18 protein-coding genes are annotated in these 18,944 nt (G+C 41.1%); 3 read left to right on the top strand and 15 right to left on the bottom strand.

Annotated features, from left to right (window positions below; genetic code table 11):
- The first annotated feature begins 2 nt into the window (after positions 1-2).
- The 3 genes from CLV96_RS15005 (at position 3) to CLV96_RS15015 (ending at position 1,204) form a co-directional block, all read left to right on the top strand.
- Complete coding sequence (locus CLV96_RS15005) at positions 3-527, top strand: RNA polymerase sigma factor (protein WP_004787933.1); 525 nt, start codon at positions 3-5, stop codon at positions 525-527.
- Positions 508-771, top strand: coding sequence for a hypothetical protein (locus CLV96_RS15010; protein ID WP_004788209.1), 264 nt, complete (start codon positions 508-510; stop codon positions 769-771). The genes CLV96_RS15005 and CLV96_RS15010 overlap by 20 nt, the downstream gene beginning before the upstream one ends.
- Positions 772-916: 145 nt before the next feature.
- Positions 917-1,204: a hypothetical protein gene (locus CLV96_RS15015; protein WP_020777162.1), complete on the top strand. Its 288-nt coding sequence runs from the start codon at positions 917-919 to the stop codon at positions 1,202-1,204.
- A gap of 70 nt (positions 1,205-1,274) precedes the next feature.
- On the opposite strand, the gene CLV96_RS15020 is transcribed toward CLV96_RS15015, so the two are convergent.
- From CLV96_RS15020 to CLV96_RS15090, 15 genes are all read right to left on the bottom strand, one after another.
- Positions 1,275-1,961 (bottom strand): sulfite exporter TauE/SafE family protein, encoded by a 687-nt coding sequence (locus CLV96_RS15020; protein ID WP_004788046.1) that lies wholly within the window; start codon positions 1,959-1,961, stop codon positions 1,275-1,277.
- Positions 1,939-2,136, bottom strand: a complete 198-nt coding sequence (locus CLV96_RS15025) for a cbb3-type cytochrome oxidase assembly protein (RefSeq protein ID WP_004787989.1) — start codon at positions 2,134-2,136, stop codon at positions 1,939-1,941. Before CLV96_RS15025 ends, CLV96_RS15020 begins: the two co-directional genes overlap by 23 nt.
- A complete protein-coding gene (locus CLV96_RS15030; protein ID WP_004788243.1) occupies positions 2,118-4,580 on the bottom strand; it encodes a heavy metal translocating P-type ATPase in 2,463 nt (820 codons plus the stop codon). Before CLV96_RS15030 ends, CLV96_RS15025 begins: the two co-directional genes overlap by 19 nt.
- Complete coding sequence (locus tag CLV96_RS15035; RefSeq protein WP_243836510.1) at positions 4,577-5,068, bottom strand: FixH family protein; 492 nt, start codon at positions 5,066-5,068, stop codon at positions 4,577-4,579. Before CLV96_RS15035 ends, CLV96_RS15030 begins: the two co-directional genes overlap by 4 nt.
- Positions 5,068-6,387, bottom strand: coding sequence for a cytochrome c oxidase accessory protein CcoG (ccoG, locus tag CLV96_RS15040; protein WP_040917488.1), 1,320 nt, complete (start codon positions 6,385-6,387; stop codon positions 5,068-5,070). The genes CLV96_RS15035 and ccoG overlap by 1 nt, the downstream gene beginning before the upstream one ends.
- 2 nt (positions 6,388-6,389) lie before the next feature.
- Entirely contained in the window at positions 6,390-6,920 is a 531-nt protein-coding gene (locus CLV96_RS15045) for a c-type cytochrome (protein WP_004788022.1), read from the bottom strand.
- Between the two features lie 5 nt (positions 6,921-6,925).
- The gene (locus tag CLV96_RS15050; RefSeq protein WP_004788227.1) at positions 6,926-7,075 is read right to left on the bottom strand and encodes a hypothetical protein; all 150 of its coding nucleotides are present in this window, start codon (positions 7,073-7,075) and stop codon (positions 6,926-6,928) included.
- 4 nt (positions 7,076-7,079) lie between these two features.
- On the bottom strand, positions 7,080-7,775 hold the full coding sequence (ccoO, locus tag CLV96_RS15055; protein WP_004788210.1) for a cytochrome-c oxidase, cbb3-type subunit II: 696 nt from the start codon (positions 7,773-7,775) through the stop codon (positions 7,080-7,082).
- On the bottom strand, positions 7,775-9,205 hold the full coding sequence (ccoN, locus tag CLV96_RS15060) for a cytochrome-c oxidase, cbb3-type subunit I (RefSeq protein ID WP_035983516.1): 1,431 nt from the start codon (positions 9,203-9,205) through the stop codon (positions 7,775-7,777). Before ccoN ends, ccoO begins: the two co-directional genes overlap by 1 nt.
- Positions 9,206-9,398: 193 nt before the next feature.
- Positions 9,399-10,370, bottom strand: coding sequence for an LA_0442/LA_0875 N-terminal domain-containing protein (locus CLV96_RS15065; protein WP_020777087.1), 972 nt, complete (start codon positions 10,368-10,370; stop codon positions 9,399-9,401).
- A gap of 210 nt (positions 10,371-10,580) precedes the next feature.
- On the bottom strand, positions 10,581-12,023 hold the full coding sequence (locus CLV96_RS15070) for a glutamate synthase subunit beta (protein ID WP_004788266.1): 1,443 nt from the start codon (positions 12,021-12,023) through the stop codon (positions 10,581-10,583).
- Entirely contained in the window at positions 12,016-16,593 is a 4,578-nt protein-coding gene (gene gltB, locus CLV96_RS15075; protein ID WP_004788167.1) for a glutamate synthase large subunit, read from the bottom strand. The genes CLV96_RS15070 and gltB overlap by 8 nt, the downstream gene beginning before the upstream one ends.
- Positions 16,594-16,957: 364 nt before the next feature.
- Complete coding sequence (locus tag CLV96_RS15080) at positions 16,958-17,494, bottom strand: shikimate kinase (protein WP_004788050.1); 537 nt, start codon at positions 17,492-17,494, stop codon at positions 16,958-16,960.
- Positions 17,495-17,533: 39 nt separating this feature from the next.
- The gene (locus CLV96_RS15085; RefSeq protein ID WP_004788173.1) at positions 17,534-18,388 is read right to left on the bottom strand and encodes an HDOD domain-containing protein; all 855 of its coding nucleotides are present in this window, start codon (positions 18,386-18,388) and stop codon (positions 17,534-17,536) included.
- 6 nt (positions 18,389-18,394) lie between these two features.
- Positions 18,395-18,898: a chemotaxis protein CheD gene (locus tag CLV96_RS15090; protein WP_040917490.1), complete on the bottom strand. Its 504-nt coding sequence runs from the start codon at positions 18,896-18,898 to the stop codon at positions 18,395-18,397.
- Positions 18,899-18,944 lie beyond the last annotated feature (46 nt).

Consider the following 18,944-nt stretch of genomic DNA (forward strand, 5'->3'; position numbering starts at 1 on the left):
CAATGCCTGAGTTTGACTTCGAAACAGTAGTCAAAGAAACCAAATTTTTGGTTTTGAAAACGGTCGGTGATACCCTCATCGACCGTTTTGATGATGCAACAGAAGATGTAGTGCAGGAAGTTTACTTTCGTGTTTTTAAATCTTTGGAAAAGGGTGGGTTTGATGGAAGGTCCAAAATTTCTACTTGGATTTACACAATTGCCCGTAACGAAGCACTTCGTATGAATGAAAAACGATTGCGAGAAGAAGAGAAAGCAAAACGATATTTAGTTAAGAATAAAGTCCAATTATCCGGTGTGCGAGAGGAAGCTACTTTTGAAAAAGAAGAATGGATGGAATCCTTGCTTCTCCAAATCCCCGAAATTTATCGACAAACCTTACGTCTTTATTTGGCCGGCAACACAATGGATGAAATTGCAAAAGAACTTGAGGTTCAGCAAGGGACCGTCAAATCACGATTGTTTCGAACCAAAGAATGGATACGAAAACATATACCAGGAGGAAGAAATGAATTCCAGGAATCCTAAAAAATGGGAACAACTTTTGAATGATTCTGATTTTGAATTGCGTCTTGTAAGAAAGACCAAGTCCAGAATCCAAACGGAAAAAACAAAACGGAAAGCCTATGTCACCTTAGCGGTTTCGACTCTACTCTTTTCCCTAATTTTTTTCAATGAATTCATCGTCGAACCCAGTGAATTGTCAACTAATATCCATTATCTGGTGGATGAACTGAGTTCAGAATCAATTGTTAGTTTGAGTATGGATTGACATTTATCAATGATAAAGGTAGGGAGTGAACGCTTGCTGTTTTTATAAAAAGAGTTTAATTTTATTTTCCTTTGCGTCATAATAAAGTAAGGGAAGTGAAAATATGAACGCCTGCATCCTGTACCTCAACAAAAAACGAATTGAGATGATTAAGTTTGAATCAGATCAAATGCGATCTAGATCTTGGGAAAAATCGAAAGAGTCGGATGTCTGGGATTTTGAAGATATCACGAATACATTGCAATCGCCTAACGAAGTTATATTGGTTGGGGAGTCTGAATTGAATACTCAATACAGACGATGGTTGGTCAATCATGATAGAAATTTAGCCAAAAAACTTATAGCCGTCATTGGTAATAACAGCGAAAATGAAATCAATCAAGACCTTGTTAGCCATTTTAAAGAAAAGTACTTTCGAGGAAGAGGGTTCTAAGTTTAAAGAACGGGTCATCGTTTGATTACAGACGCCGTTTGAATGAAAGAAAAGTAGGAAGATACTAAGGCTATAAAAGATGGTCGCAGGACTCTCCGTGAGTATGGAAAAAAAGACGGTAGAGTAAAAAACTAAGAGAAGTTAAAATCACAATTGTTCCAAAGGCAGGGATCCATTTTGTAGGGATCTTGTTTCTCCATTTCCCCACGATCCAACCAAGACCGGTGAGTGCCGGAACAGTTCCTAGATAAAAGAAAAACATCACAAGTCCACCGTTTAACAGAGTACCTGTGGCAAAAGATGCTGCATACGCAGGATACAAAACCCCACAAGGGAGTAGGGCACTCACCATCCCAATTCCAAATCCAAGACCATTTTTACTAAATCTTTTTCGGATGTTTTCTAAGAACTTACGAATCCCTTGTGGTAAAGAACCAAAGGAGGATGTTGATTTTGTAGAATAAGTGCGGATGGCAAAGACAACTAAAAATAAAAACGTTAGGATACCTGCCACACCTTGGATGGCACTTAGTTCACCTAAAGCATTGGCACCTTTTCCAATAAACCCCAGCACCATACCGAGAAAGGTATAAGAAATGAGTCTTCCTAGGTGATAAAGATAAATGGGAATATGTTTTCCTTTCTCCGTTTGCAATAGGGAGACAAACGGACCACACATCACAAGACAATGAAAGCTACTGACAAATCCATACAAAAAGATGGAACCAAAAAAGCTAAGATTTGCTAGTTGGTCCATCGGTTGGATTTGGTTTAGATTGGCTTTCTTGGGGGTATTCTTCCTCAAAAAACATTCTATATTTAGGGGATTCGATGTCTTCAAACTGGCCTTTTCGGAAGGCAGTGATAAAGACATAAAGAAAGAAGGCGGCAATACACATTGCCATAGGTATTGTTAAGTAGAGGGCTTCCATTGGGGGATCCTAAATCTAATGGAAAGAGAATTGAGAAGGACTGTCAAGCTGGAACAAGCCATAAACACGGCGCAGATCACAGGTAACATTAACCCAAACATCGCAAGGGGTAACATAATTGAATTATAACAAAAGGAAATGATGATATTTTGTAAAATCACCTCTCTTGTTTTTTTGGCGGAGAGTAAGGAATGGACGAGCCCATTCAAATTTCCAGAAGTTAATACCACATCTGATTTTTCTAAAGAAAGGTCTTCTGCTTCTGTGTGAGATATGGATACATTGGCCTGAGCTAAAGACAAACTATCGTTGATTCCATCTCCCACCATAATGACAACATTCCCTTTTGCTTGTGCAGCACTAATGAGATTTGATTTGTCTTCTGGAGAAAGGTCAGAAACGTATTTTTCAATGCCAAGAGAGTCAGCAATAAATTTCACTGCGGCAAATCGGTCTCCCGAAAGGATCGAAATATTAGGAATAAAGTGTTTGAGAAGAGAAACAAAAGAACGAGCTCCAGGACGGATTTCATCGGCGAGTAAAAAACTCCCCTGATAAATTCCATTCACAGCAAGTAAAATCAATGATCCTTCCCCTTCGGGTAAATTTTCCATCGGAATCTTCTCACTCTCAAGTAACATTTTGTTTCCGATGAGAACCGAAAGTTTTTTAGAATCTACTTCCAATTCGGCTTTGACTCCTCTCCCTGGAATGTTCTCTAAATTGGCTAATAAAATGGACTCAGCTCGTTTTGTGACGAAACTGAATGGTTGCAAATACTTTACCAGAGATTTAGCTAAAGGATGGTTGACCTCTTTTTCAATTCGATAAACAAGTGGTAGGTGGTCATCTTTGACTGAAACCTGTCTCACTAAAAACTTCCCTTCAGTAAGTGTTCCTGTTTTATCTAAAAAGATAGTATTGGCTTTCGCGAGTGCTTCCACAACGGATGGATTTTTTAAAAGCACTCCTTTATCTGCATTCAGAATATGATTGGTGACAAGGGCTGTCGGAACAGAAATTCCCAAAGCGCAAGGGCAAGCAACAATGAGAACAGAAATAGTTGTGACAAGGCTTTGCTCTAAATTTCCACCGGATACAAAATACCAAACAAAAAAACAAAGAAAGGCCAGGGCAAAAACAACAGAGATGAAGTAAGAGGCAATGCGTTCTGTGAGAATTTGTAATTTTGGTTTGAGGTGTAAGGCTTCCTCTAATCTTAGTTTGAGAGAAGAAAGAGTGGAGGCGTGGTAGTCTGATCCTGCAACAATTAAAGCTGGATTATCCATCGCAAGGGAACCTGCAAGTATGGTATCACCTTTCTTTTTTCGAATGGGTAAGGATTCTCCTGTTAAAAATGACTCATCCACATATGTATGTTCGGATACAAGAATGGCATCCACGGGAATTCGTTTCCCTGGAGCGACACGAATGGTATCTCCAATTTTGATTTCGGAACTAGGGATGGTATCTTCGCCGGCTTCCGTAACACGTACAGAAGTTTCGGGAAGTTTGCAAAGAATGGATTCTAATTTGTCAGAGGCAAACACCCTTGCTTTTTCTTCAAAGTACTTCCCTATCAAAATAAAGAAGTAAATCATTGCCACCGAGTCAAAATAAACTTCACCTACATCAGTAAGAGTTACATAAACGGAATAGAAATATGCCATGGAGATTCCTAAAAACAAAAGAAAGTCCATCGAGAGAGTTCTTCGCCTGATGCTTGTTAGAAAACCAGACATAAAAGGGTATCCAGAGTAAAGATAGGCGGGAGTGGCAAATACCCAGGATGCATAATGGAAGAGTCGTTTGATATCCAAATCGATCCCTGTAAAATAACCAGAATATAAGGCCACACTTAGGATCATGATATTTCCAAAACAAAACCCAGCCACACCGATGCGGAGGAGAAGAGTCTTTAGTTGTTTTGTTTTTTCCACAGTACCTTCTGTGGGCGAAAAAAGTACAGGTTTATAACCGATGGCTCGGATTAGGGATAGAATTCGAGAGATTTTTATTTTGGAACGTTCAAACCGGACCCGAGCTCTACCAGAAGCAAAGTTAATTTGAGCAGAAATGATCCCTTCTTCTTCGTTTAAAACTTTTTCATTGATCCAAACACAAGCAGAACAATGAATGTTTGTGATTTGGATTGAAACTTCAGAAAAATCTCCTGATTTACGAACAAACTTTTCGTAAACAAGTTCGTTTTCTATGTCAGCGTCCGATTCTTCGATTTGAACTGGATCGAGTTTTGTATTTCCTTTTAAATTATAATAATAACTTCCACCGAGGGAGTTGATGATGGAATAAACAGTTTCGCATCCTTCGCAACAAAAAACCTTTGTATCATTTCCGACCCTTGCTTCAATCCTCACCAACCGGATTGGATTTCCGCAATGGTCACATTCAGTTTTTGTTACGTCGGAAATTGTTTCGTTCATTTAACAGAAATTTTTCCTTCTCTCTCAAACGACTTGCCATCAATATCTGCAACAAGTCGCAAATTCCAAGTTCCCCTTTCTAATAGTGGGATTTTTCCAACAAATCCGCTAGGTGTTGGTTTTAGCTCATAACGAGCTGTATTTTTGGTGGTGGCATTTCGTTCCAAATAAACCGCCATAGACTTTGCATTTGTCACTGTTCCACTTTTCTCAAGTTGAACTGAAATTTCTGATTCACCGATTGGAAGTAGGGATTGGTTATCCCAATTTGTTTTGATCAGATACCCTTGTTTCAGAAGTTCTTTTTGGTTCTCAATTGCTTTTTCGTAGTTCAAACCAATTTCGTAATAATTTTTGTCCATTACAGGTTCAAAGTTTTTATAGGTCAAACGAATGGTGTAAAAGGTAGCAGCCACAAGTGCTGTAAAACTAAACAGAACCACATACATGGCATTTCGTAGGCTGGGGTGTAATTCTTTAAACATCATTACCTCCTTGGTAATGTTAAGGAGAGTTTTTTCTCCAATCGTTCGTCTGGGTCCTCTGCATTTTGTAATACAATGGAGCCAGGTAAGTAACCTTCATTTAATTCTTGTTCTGTGAGAGGTTGTGTCTCTAATACCACAGAAATACTTTTGATTTCGCCTGATCCTAATTTGAACTTGTTATTTTCTTCACCGGAACGAATTAGGATTTCTTTTCCATGTCTTGTGTCAGAAGCCGAAAGTTGAAATTCTTTTTCTATCGGTGCTATATTTTGAATGCGTAGAGCAACAAAAGCTCGGATTTTATTGTCTGGAATTAAGATAGGTGGCATCGATTTGTTTGATGCTGCAATCATAGACATAGGAGTTCTCGTGACAAGTTGAATGATGGCACCTGTTATGACGACTGTGAGTAAAATAGCATAAATGACCGTTCTTGGTCTGATCCATTTGATTTTTGCCCCCGTTTCGATTTGTTTAAGTGAGAAGTAACCAATGAGGGTTTTTTTGTTTTCTCTTGCCATGATGGAAGTGCAGGCATCCACACATTTTCCGCAAGCAACGCAACCCACTTGTAAACCATCCCGGATATCAATTCCAGTAGGGCAGACCACCACACACATATTGCAAGCAACACAATCACCGATTTTGGTTTTCCCATCCCTTCGAGGTTCTCCTCGTTTGAAATCATAGGTAACATTCCAAGAATGTTCATCCATAAGGAGGGTTTGAAATCTTGCGTATGGACAAGCATAACGGCAAAACTGTTCTCGAATAAAACCGATATCGATAAACATCGCGGCTGTAAAAAATAATGTAAAATAAAAGTATGTTTGGTTTAAAAAAGAAAGGTTAACATAGTCGGCCAACATTTCGTATGGGCTAACAAAGTAACCAATCCAATGAAAAGAAGCGATAAAAGATATAACGATCCAGAGAAAATAAACGGTATATTTACCTACAATTGAGGCATCTTTTTTCCCGTATTTAGAATCTAAAACAAACCGACCAATTCGATCGAAAAGATCGGTGTAAATGGTTTGAGGACACCCCCATCCGCACCAAACACGGCCAATGACGGAGGTGAAAAAGAAAAGAGAGAGTCCCATCGTGAGAAGGAAAAACCATAAGATGAGTCCTTCCTGCGGGATAAAAAGACCACCAAACAAGTGAAACACCCTGTGCGGGATATCCAATCTAATGAGAGGGCTACCTTCCGGTAACATCACCCATGGTGCGATTAAAAATAAACCTACGAGAAAACTCATTACAAAGTTTCTTCGTGTTCTTACTTTCCCTGTTTGTGGTCTTGAAATAATCATCTTTACTTAGCCTTTACCAAACTACTGTTTTTAGTTGCAAGCCATGCCATAACAGCATAAACTTTTTCAGCACCTAAACCTTCCCAAGCTGGCATTCCACCTCGGTTGAGTTTTTGTCTTTCTGGTCCAATTCCTTTCATGATGTTGTTAAACACTTCTTTATCAGTGTTCCCATGAATCCAATCTTTGTCCACAAGACTTGGTCCTACCGCACCTTCTGCAGTTGGGCCGTGGCAAGCGGAACAAATTTGTTTGTAAGTTCCTTCGCCTTCTTTAATCGCCACTGCATCATCACGGTAAGGATTTGATCCATCTTCTGTGTTCACAACAACTGCTTGTTTTGCAGGAAATTGCGCTTCGTGTTCCGCAACTTCTTTTTCAAATGCAACTTCTTGTGGCCATTCAGAATACCAGTGAAAATATACAACGTAACCGATGGAAACGATGATACTGATCAACCAGACTAATTTCCACCAAGTGGGCATGGGATTGTCGGCTTGGAAGATTCCGTCTACTTCTTTTGGTTCTTTCATTCGTATTAATCCTCCTCAAGCATTCTATACTTGGGTTTCTCCATTTCGTCTTTAGTACGTTTTTTATAAACGTAGTAGGTGATGTAAGAGATTGCGATCACAAGGACCGGCAATCTCAAACTTTTATAAACGAGTAGAATATCTGCATCGTTCATAGTTTTACTTCATCCCTTTTTGTAACTCTGCTGAATCCTTTCCAAGTTTTTGTAGGTATGCAACCAGAGCTTGTCCTTCGGTTTTGTCTTTAAGAAGTGACGGTGCATTTGCAAAGTCTTCTTCTGTGTAAGGAACACCGATGGCTTTAAGAGCTTTCATGTTAGCTACTACTTGTTCTACATCCACTTTGTGTGATTCTTCGAATAACCATGGATAGGCTGGCATCACAGAGTTAGGTACACCACCTACCGTTCTTGGGTTGATCAAATGGTTTTTATGCCACTCATCAGAACGAAGCATTTGAGATTCATGAGCTAAATCCGGACCAGTTCTTTTAGAACCCCAAAGGAATGGATGGTCATAAACATACTCTCCACCTTTTGAATATCCAGTTCGTCCGTAAGCCTTTGTTGGATCAAAACGATCTACTTCCCATTTGAAAGGTCGAACCATTTGTGTATGGCATCCGATACAACCTTCTCTTTGGTAAGTGTCACGACCTGCTAGTTCCAATGCGGAATATGGTTTCACAGTTGAAATTGGAGTTACCGTTTTCGTAAGAAAAAACGGAGGGATTAGTTCGAAAAGTCCACCAATCACAACGGCAATCGTTGTATAAAGTGTAAACTTAACCCCTTTTGTATCCCAATGGTCTGCAACTTCAGAAAACCAATCTAAGAATTTGTTAAATCCAAACATTATGATTTCACTCCTATACGTAAGTCTTGTTCTACAAACCCACTGTCTTTGTTTTGAATGGTTTTGATAAAGTTATACACCATAAGAATAATTCCTGTTAGATAGAGTGTTCCTCCGATCGCACGGAATAGTCTGAACGGTTTTAAGAACTCAACAATTTCTACCCAGTCTTTATAAACGAGTTCGCCGTTTTCGCCAACTGCTCTCCACATAGAACCTTCAGTAATACCAGATACCCACATGGAGATGATGTAGAGTAGGATACCAAGAGTTCCGAGCCAGAAGTGTGCATTGGCAAGTTTTTCGCTATAAAGGTTCGCATTCCAAAGTCTTGGAACTAAGTAGTAAAGTGCAGCGGCTGACATAAACCCAACCCAACCAAGAGTTCCTGAGTGAACGTGACCAATGATCCAGTCAGTGTTGTGTCCAAGAGCGGAAACAGCACGAATGGAAAGAAGTGGACCTTCGAATGTAGACATACCGTAGAAAGTGACGGCAGCTAACATCATTTTGAGAGTAGCATCTACTTTGATTTTGTCTTTTGCTTGGGTAAGTGTTAGGAATCCATTCAACATACCACCCCAAGAAGGCATCCATAACATGATGGAGAAAACCATCCCTGTTGTTTGTAACCACTCTGGAATTGGAGAGTAAAGTAAATGGTGAGGGCCTGCCCAAATATAGATAAAGATTAACGACCAGAAATGGATGATCGAAAGTCTGTGTGAGTAAATGGGTTGTTTGATGTGTTTTGGGAGGTAATAGTACATAAGTCCCAAGAACGGAGTCGTAAGAACAAAGGCCACTGCGTTGTGTCCATACCACCATTGAATGTTGGCATCAAACACACCTGCGTATACCGAGTAGGATTTTAAAAGTCCAGCTGGGATTACAATGTTGTTTACGATAAAAAGAAGTGGAACCGTAACAAAAGAAGCAATGTAAAACCAAATGGCTACATACATTTGTTCTTCTTTTCTTTTGATTACCGTCATCAAATAGTTTGCAAAGAAAATTACATACCATACAACAATCAACAAATCGATAGGCCATTCTAATTCGGCATATTCTTTTGATTGGCTGTATCCAAGAGGTAAAGTAATTGCTGCAAGGACAATTGTTAGGTTATACAGTGCCAGGTGTATTTTGGAAAGTGTGTCGTTCCACATTCTAGTTCGACACAATCTTTGTACCGTATGGTAGGCTGTGGCGAAGATAACACTCAACGCAAAACCAAAAATGGCTGCATTGGTATGTAGAGGTCGTAACCTTCCGAAGCTCGTCCAAGGTAATTCCAAATTCAGCTGTGGATATACAAGCTGGAAGGCAATAATGACACCAAATGTCATTGATGCGACGCCCCAGACTAACGCTGAAATGATAAACCCTTTTACGATAAAATCGTCATATTGAGTTTTTTCCGTAGCCAATGTTTCTCTCCTTAATCTTTATCAGTTCCATTTATATAGAGAACTAATTCCTTTGTCTATAAAGTGACGAAGAAAAGAAAGAAAAACAGAATGCGGTTCTTAGAATCCCCCCTTGATTTTTGTCAAGGGGAGCTTTGAGACTTAGACTGAATCTAATTGAGGAGGGTTGTTTGTGCGGACTTTCTAACAGCGGTTAGAAAGTAAATTCATATCCTAATTGTGTACGATGTTCGATTCCACGATCTCCAGCAATGGCAGTCGGGTGGTATCCAACGCGCTCCACTGAAGAATGCATGAAGAATTTTTCTTTTCTCGTGTCGTCTTGGCTGAGTCCAGAACCAGTGGGATGAAAATAGTAAGCATCAAAGATATTCCAGAAATAAACAAGGAGAGTCGCAATCCCAATGTATTGCATATCTTGGTAGTGACGTTCTACGGATTCTCTTTGTCCTTTGAAGGGACCCAGTTGGCTTGCAACGACTGCTTCCGCAGGGGAAACCGTTGCCGCAGATTGGGGAGAAAAAGCAGCACGGATGAGACCGTTTGTTGTATAAGGATTTTCTAAATTATTATAATCACGTTTGGCATTTAAATACATACGATGTTTGTCATATGTAAAAAAGAGTCCAACAGCAATGATGGAAGGATAAACAATCGCTTGTACTTTTCTACCTTGTTTCCATTGTCCCCAACCAGGAAGAACAGCAGATCTCCATGCGGCACCTGTCTTTGTTAGGTTTTTGCGATCAGCTTCTGCAAGTTTTGCATCTTCTTCTTGTTTTCGTTTTGCTTCTGCATCAAGAGAGGCGTTTTTTGCAGCCGTTTCTTTTTCTAAGCGAGCTGCATCCTCTTGTTCTTTTTTGAGTCTGGCTGCTTCTTCTTTTTCTTTTTTAATTCTTTCTTTCTCTTCTTCTGCTTTTCTGAGTTTGTCTTCTTCTGCAGCTGTTAGGTGATCTTTGTAGACTACCTTGAGAATATCAGTTTTGTTCAGAACGATTGTGGTTCCGTCTTCTTTTCGAATTTTTAGCTTGTATTGGTCTTGTTCGACTACCTTTCCTTGGAGAGTTCCCCCTTTTTTGAGGAGGATGTTCTCTGCAGCGAGGTTACCGGCGAATAGTACCAAAAGTGTTGCGAATTTAATGAATTGTGTAATAGTCAGTTTCAAGGGTATCTCAAGTGTTGGAATATTATATAACAATCTCTATAGTGTTACTTGCTACGTTTCAATTGATCTCTCCAATGATTTTCGCAATTTGGAAGTTAGGCAAGAATTTTTTTGTTAAAGATGGTTCGAAAGCGAGCCCACAGTTGGAAATAAATTATCCATGTTACGATAAGGTATGTTCCAAATGTGGTTCTTAAGAAGTAGAGGTTTTTAACCCTCCACTTCTTGCATCAGGAAGTGGTGGACTTGGTCGGCACACTTCCTTCCCTCAGATATGGCCCAAACGATGAGGGATTGCCCCCGTCTTACGTCCCCACAAGCGTACACTTTCGGTACAGTAGTTGCGAAAGATCCTGATTTTGTTCCAAAATCAGCTTTTACATTCCCACGACCGTCAAGCTCCAAACCTTCTTTTTGCAAATCAGCGAGTAATCCCTCTTTGACGGGGTTTACAAATCCCATCGCAAGGAAAACTAAATCGGCAGGCCATTCGAATTCGGTTCCAGGGACTGGATTAAACTTGCCATTTTCTTCTTTCACTTCGGATCCGTAGATGGCTGTGACCTCTCCTTTTTCATTGGATTTAAAACCCATAGTAGAAACGGCCCATTTCCGATTTACACCTTCTTCATGTGAGGTGGAAGTACGGAGCATTTTTGGATACAATGGCCAAGGAGTGGATGCGTCTCTATCCTTTGGCGGTTCTGGGAAAAGTTCGATTTGAGTAACAGATTTTGCCCCATGACGGTTAGAAGTTCCCACACAATCGGAGCCGGTATCACCACCACCGATCACGATAACATGTTTGTCTTTGGCATTAATGATTTCTAGGTCATCACCTGCTACGTGTTTGTTGTTTTTCGACAAAAACTCCATTGCAAAGTGAACCCCTTTGCTGTTTCTTCCTTCTACGGGAAGGTCTCTTGGAACTTCTGATCCGCAAGCAAGTACCACGGCGTCAAAATCAGCGAGTAATTGTTTTGCGGTGATATCGACTCCCACATTGACATTGGTTTTGAAAGTAATACCTTCCGCTTCCATCTGTTTGACACGTCGGTCAATATGTCTTTTTTCCATTTTGAAATCTGGGATTCCGTAGCGGAGTAGGCCACCAATCCGGTCATTTTTTTCAAAGATTGTGATTGTGTGTCCGGCACGAGCTAACTGTTGTCCTGCGGCAAGTCCTGCTGGACCTGAACCAACTACCGCTACTTTTTTTCCTGATTTGGAAGTCGGTGGTTGTGGGATGACCCATCCTTCTTCCCAAGCTCGGTCAATAATGGTTCTTTCAATGGATTTGATTGATACCGGTGGTTCGATGATTCCTAAAGTACAAGCCGACTCACAAGGAGCAGGGCAAAGCCTTCCTGTGAATTCAGGAAAGTTATTGGTTTTAGAAAGATTTTCCCAAGCTTCCTTCCAGCGACCTCGGTAAACGAAGTCATTGAATTCAGGGATGAGGTTATCCACAGGACAACCTGTATCACCGTGGCAAAAAGGAATCCCGCAGTCCATACAACGAGCACCTTGGTCTTTGGCAACAGCTTCAGGAAAAGGTTTTTCAAACTCTTTGTAGTTTTTAACTCGTTCCTTTGGTTCAATCTTCTGAAGGTATTCTTTTTTAAATTCTAAAAATCCTGTTGGTTTACCCACGAGCTGTTACCCCCTCTTTGTTCGTTTTTCCTGCGGCAGCTTCTTCTGCCATTTTTTCTAAAGCTTTTTTATAATCTCTTGGAATGACCTTGATCATTTGTTTTACAACTGTATCCCAATCTTTCAGCACTTCTTCGGCTCGTTTGGAACCAGTATACGCCTTATGGTCCTCTACCATTTTTTTCACTTCTGCAATTTCACTTGCATCAGTTAACGGATCTAAGTCGACCATCTCTTTGTTGATGAGAGCCTCTTTGTTTTTCTTTGGATCCCAAAGGTAAGCAATCCCACCAGACATACCAGCGGCAAAGTTACGTCCAATGTCTCCAAGGATGATAACCCGCCCCCCTGTCATATACTCGCAACCATGGTCTCCAGTTCCTTCAACAATCACATGAGCTCCCGAGTTCCGAACACAGAATCTTTCCCCGGCAATCCCATTGACATAGGCATTTCCACTGGTGGCTCCAATGAAACAAGTGTTACCGATGACGATATTTTCTTCTGCTTTGTAAGGGGCATTTTTTGGAGTTTGGAAGATGAGTTTTCCACCGCAAAGTCCTTTGCCCACATAGTCATTTCCTTCCCCGATGAGACGAAGTGTCATCCCTTTGGTTACAAATGCACCAAACGACTGTCCTGCGGTTCCGGTAAATTCGATATCGATTGTGTCTTCCGACAAACCATCCACTCCATATTTTTTAGTGACTTCGTGGCTGAGCATGGTTCCCACAGAACGGTTTAGGTTCACAATGGATGTTTGGATTTTCACCGGTTGTTTATGGTCAATCGCAGCAAGTGACTTACGAATCAGTTCGTTATCAATTTGTTCATCCAAGTGGTGGTTTTGTTCTTTGGCACGATAGAGTCCTGTAGGGAATACAGGAGTTGGTCTATGGAGCACTTTGCTAAAATCAAGACCACGAGCCTTCCAGTGGTGGTGAGGTCGTTTGAATTTGATTTTTTCTACTTGGCCAATCATTTCTTCAAAAGTTCTAAATCCAAGTTTAGCCATAATCTCACGAACTTCTTCCGCCACAAAGGTCATAAAGTTTACAACATACTCTGGTTTGCCGGTAAATTTACTTCGTAGGAATTCATCCTGTGTCGCAACACCAACTGGGCAAGTATTCAAGTGGCATTTCCGCATCATGATACAACCTACTGATACAAGTGCAGAAGTAGAGAATCCAAACTCTTCCGCTCCGAGTAGGGCACCTACAACCACATCTTTTCCAGTGAGGAGTTTTCCATCCACAGCCAGATACACACGATCACGAAGTCCGTTCGCCACAAGTGTTTGGTGGGTTTCCGAAAGTCCGAGTTCCCAAGGGGTTCCTGCATGGTGGATCGAAGAAATTGGACTTGCCCCCGTTCCTCCTTCATGTCCTGCGATGAGGATGTGGTCGGCGTGGGCTTTGGCCACACCAGCAGCCACAGTTCCTACCCCAGATTCAGAAACGAGTTTCACTGAAACTCGTGCTCTTGGGTTGGAATTTTTTAAATCAAAGATCAGCTGTTTTAAATCTTCGATGGAATAAATGTCATGGTGTGGAGGAGGGGAGATGAGAGTCACACCCGGAGTAGAATAACGGAGCCATCCAATGTATTTATCTACTTTGTGCCCAGGGAGCTGTCCACCTTCTCCTGGTTTTGCGCCTTGTGCCATTTTGATTTGGATATCATCTGCATTGGTGAGATATTCCATAGTCACACCAAAACGAGCTGAGGCAACCTGTTTGATCGCCGAACGCATGCTATCTCCATTCGGAAGGGTTTTGAACCTAACTGGATCTTCACCACCTTCTCCTGTATTGGATTTCGCACCAATTCGGTTCATGGCAATTGCGAGAGTAGTATGTGCTTCCCAAGAAATGGAACCATGGCTCATCGCTCCTGTTTGGAAACGTTTCAGAATGGACTTCACAGATTCCACTTCTTCAATCGGGATTGCTTTCGATCCTTCAAAGTCGAGATGGAATAAACTTCTAAGAGTGATTGCCTTTTCGTTTTGGTTATCAATTAAGCTTGAAAACTCTTTAAAAGTTTTGTAGTCGTTGTCCTGAGTTGCCTTCTGTAATTTATGTACAGTAATGGGAGTATAAAGATGGCTATCGCCATTTTTACGATAGTAGTGAACTCCGCCCGGCTCCAAGTTGTTAGGGAAAAAAGTCGGATCATAAGCCGCTTTGTGGCGACGAACTGTTTCTTCTTCTAACATCTCAAGCGACAATCCTTCGATTCTGGATTGAGTTCCTGCAAAGTAAGTATTCACTAACTCGGAATCAAGTCCCACTGCTTCAAAGATTTGTGCGCCACAATACGACTGTAATGTGGAGATTCCCATTTTTGAGAACACTTTGAAGAGTCCTTTCCCTATGGATTTGATGTATTTCTTTTTTGCATCCTTGTAATTAGGAACTTCTGGGAGTAAACCTTGTTGGGAAAGATCTGCAATGGTTTCAAATGCCAAGTATGGGTTGATGGCGTTTGCACCATAACCACATAACAAGGCAAAGTGGGCTACTTCTCTTGGTTCTCCTGATTCTAAAACAATCCCTGCTTTTGTTCTCAGACCTTCACGGATCAAATAGTGGTGGAGTCCCGCTACTGCTAGAAGCGATGGGATGGCTGCTTTTTTCTCACCCACACCGTGGTCAGTTAAGATAATAAGGTTTACCCCTTGTTCTCGAACCGCTTTGGCAGCATCGGCACAAACACGATCAAGAGAGTTTCTCATATCATGTTTTTTGGATGGATCAAAAAGGATCTCAAAAGTTTTGGCTTTGAAATGACCTTCGCTGATTTGTTTGATTTTTTCGAAATCTTCGTTGGTTAGAATGGGATGTTCCAACTCCAATCGATGTGCATGTTCAGGCTCTTCTGAGAGAAGGTTCCCTTCCGGTCCAATATAGGTTGTGAGTTCCATCACCAGTTCTTCCCGAATCGGGTCAATCGGTGGGTTGGTAACTTGCGCAAAGTTTTGTTTGAAATAACGGAATAGGGGTTGTGGTTTTTCACTTAAAACGGCAAGCGAAGAGTCCACACCCATAGAACCAATGGGTTCTTCGCCAGAAACTCCCATCGGTTTGATGATGGTAAACACATCTTCATGTGTGTAACCAAAAGCCCTTTGGCGTTCCAAAATGGTTTCATGTTGTGGTTGTTTAACGTTCTCAGGATCTGGCAAAGATCCCAGACGAATCATATTGTCTTCTACCCATTTACGATAAGGTTTTTGGGTAGCGATTTGTTTTTTGATTTCTTCATCATCTAGGATTTGGCCTTTCTCCATATCAATGAGGAGCATACGGCCAGGGCGAAGTCGGTCTTGGATTAAAATTTCTTCTGGAGGAAGGTTGAGTACACCCGCTTCCGAAGACATGATCACTTCATCATCTTTCGTCACGACAAAACGTGCAGGGCGAAGTCCGTTACGGTCGAGTGTTGCCCCGATGATCCTTCCATCAGTAAAGGCGATGGCAGCAGGTCCATCCCAAGGTTCCATAAAGGTTGCATGGTATTCGTAGAACGCGCGTCTGTCGGCATCCATGGCTTTGTTTTTGGACCAAGCTTCCGGAATCATCATCATCACAGAATGAGGGAGAGATCTTCCCCCCATAACAAGTAGTTCGAGTACAGTATCAAAAGTTGCCGTATCTGACTGGCCTTCCATTACAATCGGAAGCATACGGCGAAGTTCATCACCATAAAGAGGAGACTGCATTACCATTTGGCGAGCGGCCATCCAGTTCATGTTCCCACGAAGTGTGTTGATCTCTCCGTTATGTGCAATTTGACGGTAAGGGTGAGCCAAATCCCAAGTAGGGAAGGTATTAGTCGAAAATCTTGTATGAGTCAAACAAAACGCAGAAGTTAAATCAGGAGATTTTAAATCTTCATAGAATTTTTTGACTTGGTCACCGAGTAACATCCCTTTGTATACAATCGTACGTGAAGAAAAACTTGGTACGTAGTATTGGGAACGATCCAGTTTCATCTCTGTGCGGATTCGTCTGTCGATGAGGCGACGGATGAGAAATAGTTTTCTCTCGAAGTCCTCAGGTGTTTTTATTTTTTTGGATTTTTTACCAATGAATACTTGTTTGAAGACTGGGATTGTTTTGGATGCAACAACTCCCGCATATTCTTTGTTAATAGGGACGTCACGAAATCCGAGAAACTCTTCCCCTTCGTCTACGATGATTTTTTCAATTACGTTTTCCACAGCAGTGCGGGCTTCTGTGTTTTGTGGAAGGAAAAGAAATCCTACAGCATAATCACCTTCTTTTGGTAAAGTGAAGGGGAGGTTCTTTCTAAAAAATGCATCTGGGATATTGATCATGATCCCTGCACCGTCACCGGTTTTTGGATCTGCCCCTTCGGCACCCCTGTGTTCTAAATTGCACATCAGGCGGATCCCTTTGTCGACGATATCACGGGAACGTTTGCCTTTATAATTTGCGATAAAACCAACACCACAGGAATCTTTATCCATGGCAGGATCATACATACCTTGGGCCTGTGGGCCGAGTGGCGGAAGGATGGGTGGTTGGTTAGATTTTGACATACGTACCCTACTCTAAAGCAATTACTGTACCTTGTTTTTGAATTTGGGTGTACTGTCCAATTATTTTGTTTTCAGCAAAATGATTTATTTTTAGGCAAAATCAAACACTAGAAAATGTGCAAATTGCAAACAATCGGCTCATATCATGATCTTTTCGTCGTTTATTGTGACAATACTAGATTAGGTCTAAAAAATATAAGAGTACAAGAAAGAAGCGAACTGCAACTTCCATAGGAAGATTGTCTAAATCTCAACGTGTCCTAAGGAGAGTTCTGAGTGTCTCAGTGCTTCGTTTTTTAGGTTCATTCCGTCGGAACTTTCAAATTCCGTTGTTTTGGATTTCGTTATCGAAACGATATCTGATTTATTTGGATTTGATCCCGAGCCAGTCTAAGACTCGTTCGGCGGCTTCTTCTTTAGAAAGTTTAGAGAGGTTTAACTTAAAATGAGCGGTTTCTTGGTAAACCGGGAGTCTTTTCTCTAAAATGGCACGGTAAGATGTAACTTTGGAAAGGTCGGGCCTTGTCGAATCTCCTTTGACCTTTTCCACTAATTCCTCAATCCCTCGTTCCAAATAGACAATCCGTCCGATTTTTCTTAGGAGGTCGAGTTTCCTTTGGCTTGGAATTTCGTTTCCGTCTGCGTCCAAATCAAACAATATTCCACCTCCGCAGTCCAAAATAATCCCATCTGCATTTTGTAATTTTTGTAAAATAGAATATTCTAATTCACGAAATTTCTTCCAACCATGTTTTTCGACAAATTGGGGGATGGGAATCCCTCCGGCTTCGTATACGCAAATGGAATCTGTAGAAACCGCTGGGAATTCTGTTTGTTTGGAAAGAGTTCTTGAGACTTTGGATTTCCCAGCGCCCCTAGCTCCAATAAAAATAATGTTCATACAATCTGGTTCAACGTTTGAAGGTAAAGGTTAAATAAGCTATACGTTTAACAAATCGGCAAGTCCCGCTTGTAAGTCAGGGATATGCACAAAATAAGTTTCAATATCTGCTTCTGTAACGCCTGTTTGGCTAAGGGCAAATGGAGAAATCGGTACTGATTCACCACCGATGTCGATTCCAATTCCAGAAACAACAATAAGTATACTTGCGATATGTACCACAGAAGTGAGAATTGGATTGTTTTTCGAATTTTCAGGTGTGAGGTAATTTGCCACCACATCTGTCAATTCCTGTGGGAAGTTCCAACGTTTTAAAAGATTTTCAGATACCTCCATATGAGTGTATCCGAAGTATTTTTTCTCTAAGTTAGGAAAAGGTTCTTGGTTGTCCTTTAAATCGGTTTTGATTTGCATCATCACTGGACTAAAAAACTGCGCGAGGACAATTTTACCAACACTACAAAGTAATCCCGAAGTGAAGGCAAGATCCTTATCAATTTTTAGCTTTTTATGTTGTACGATTTTACTAGAAAGCTCAGCCACTAGTAGGGAAGAAGTCCAGAGTTGGGCTGCATCCAGTTGGTAACTATTTAAATCTTGTGAAAGGATTCCTTTGGCTGCAGTGAGAAGTACAATTTCTTTTACCGTTTTGATTCCAAGGGTCATGAGTGCTTCTTGGACCGTACGAATGGGTTTTGAAGCTCGATAGTAAGCGGAATTGGAAAGTTTAATTACGTTGGCCGTGATAGCAGGATCTTTTGAAATTTCTTGCGCAAGGTCCGCAATGTTTACGTCAGGCTTTTGGAGTTTTTCCAATACCTTAGACACAACAGCCGAAATGGCAGGCAGTTTATTTACGTCTTGTAGTATTTCATCAACCTTTGATTTTAGCATATTCGCCTAACGCACCTTATAAAGGTATTTTTCCATACCAGCTTTTTTTAGTAACACTCGCCCGTCGTCACAATAAAGGCTGATCGTTCTTCCTTCGTTCCCGGCCACATCTTCCACTATGACAGGGATTTTATTCTCTTCCATAAATTTTTTGACAATAGCAATATTCTGTTCCCCAATGTTTTGTAGAAACTGGGAGTTGATTCCCTTAAACATAGAAGCACCACCAAACATACGACAAGAATACTGTCCAATATTGGAACCTTGTTGTTTCATCATCTCAATGAGGATGGGTAGAGCTGTTTCCCCGTACTTGTGCGGAAACTTTGTTGCATCTTTGCCTGTGGGATCTTTTGCAAGCATGATATGGGAGATGGCGCCCACTTTCTGTTCTGGATCATACAAAACGATTCCTATGCACGAACCTAGTGTAGTTCTAAGCACGTCCATATCTTTTCCGACCTTGATGTCGGCTATTCCCACATTGATGATTTTGGATTTTATAGACATTCTACTTGTTTCTAGAGAGTGGAACCGTTACTTAGGTATTATAGAT

This window comes from Leptospira meyeri (assembly GCF_004368965.1).
Taxonomy (GTDB): domain Bacteria; phylum Spirochaetota; class Leptospiria; order Leptospirales; family Leptospiraceae; genus Leptospira_A; species Leptospira_A meyeri.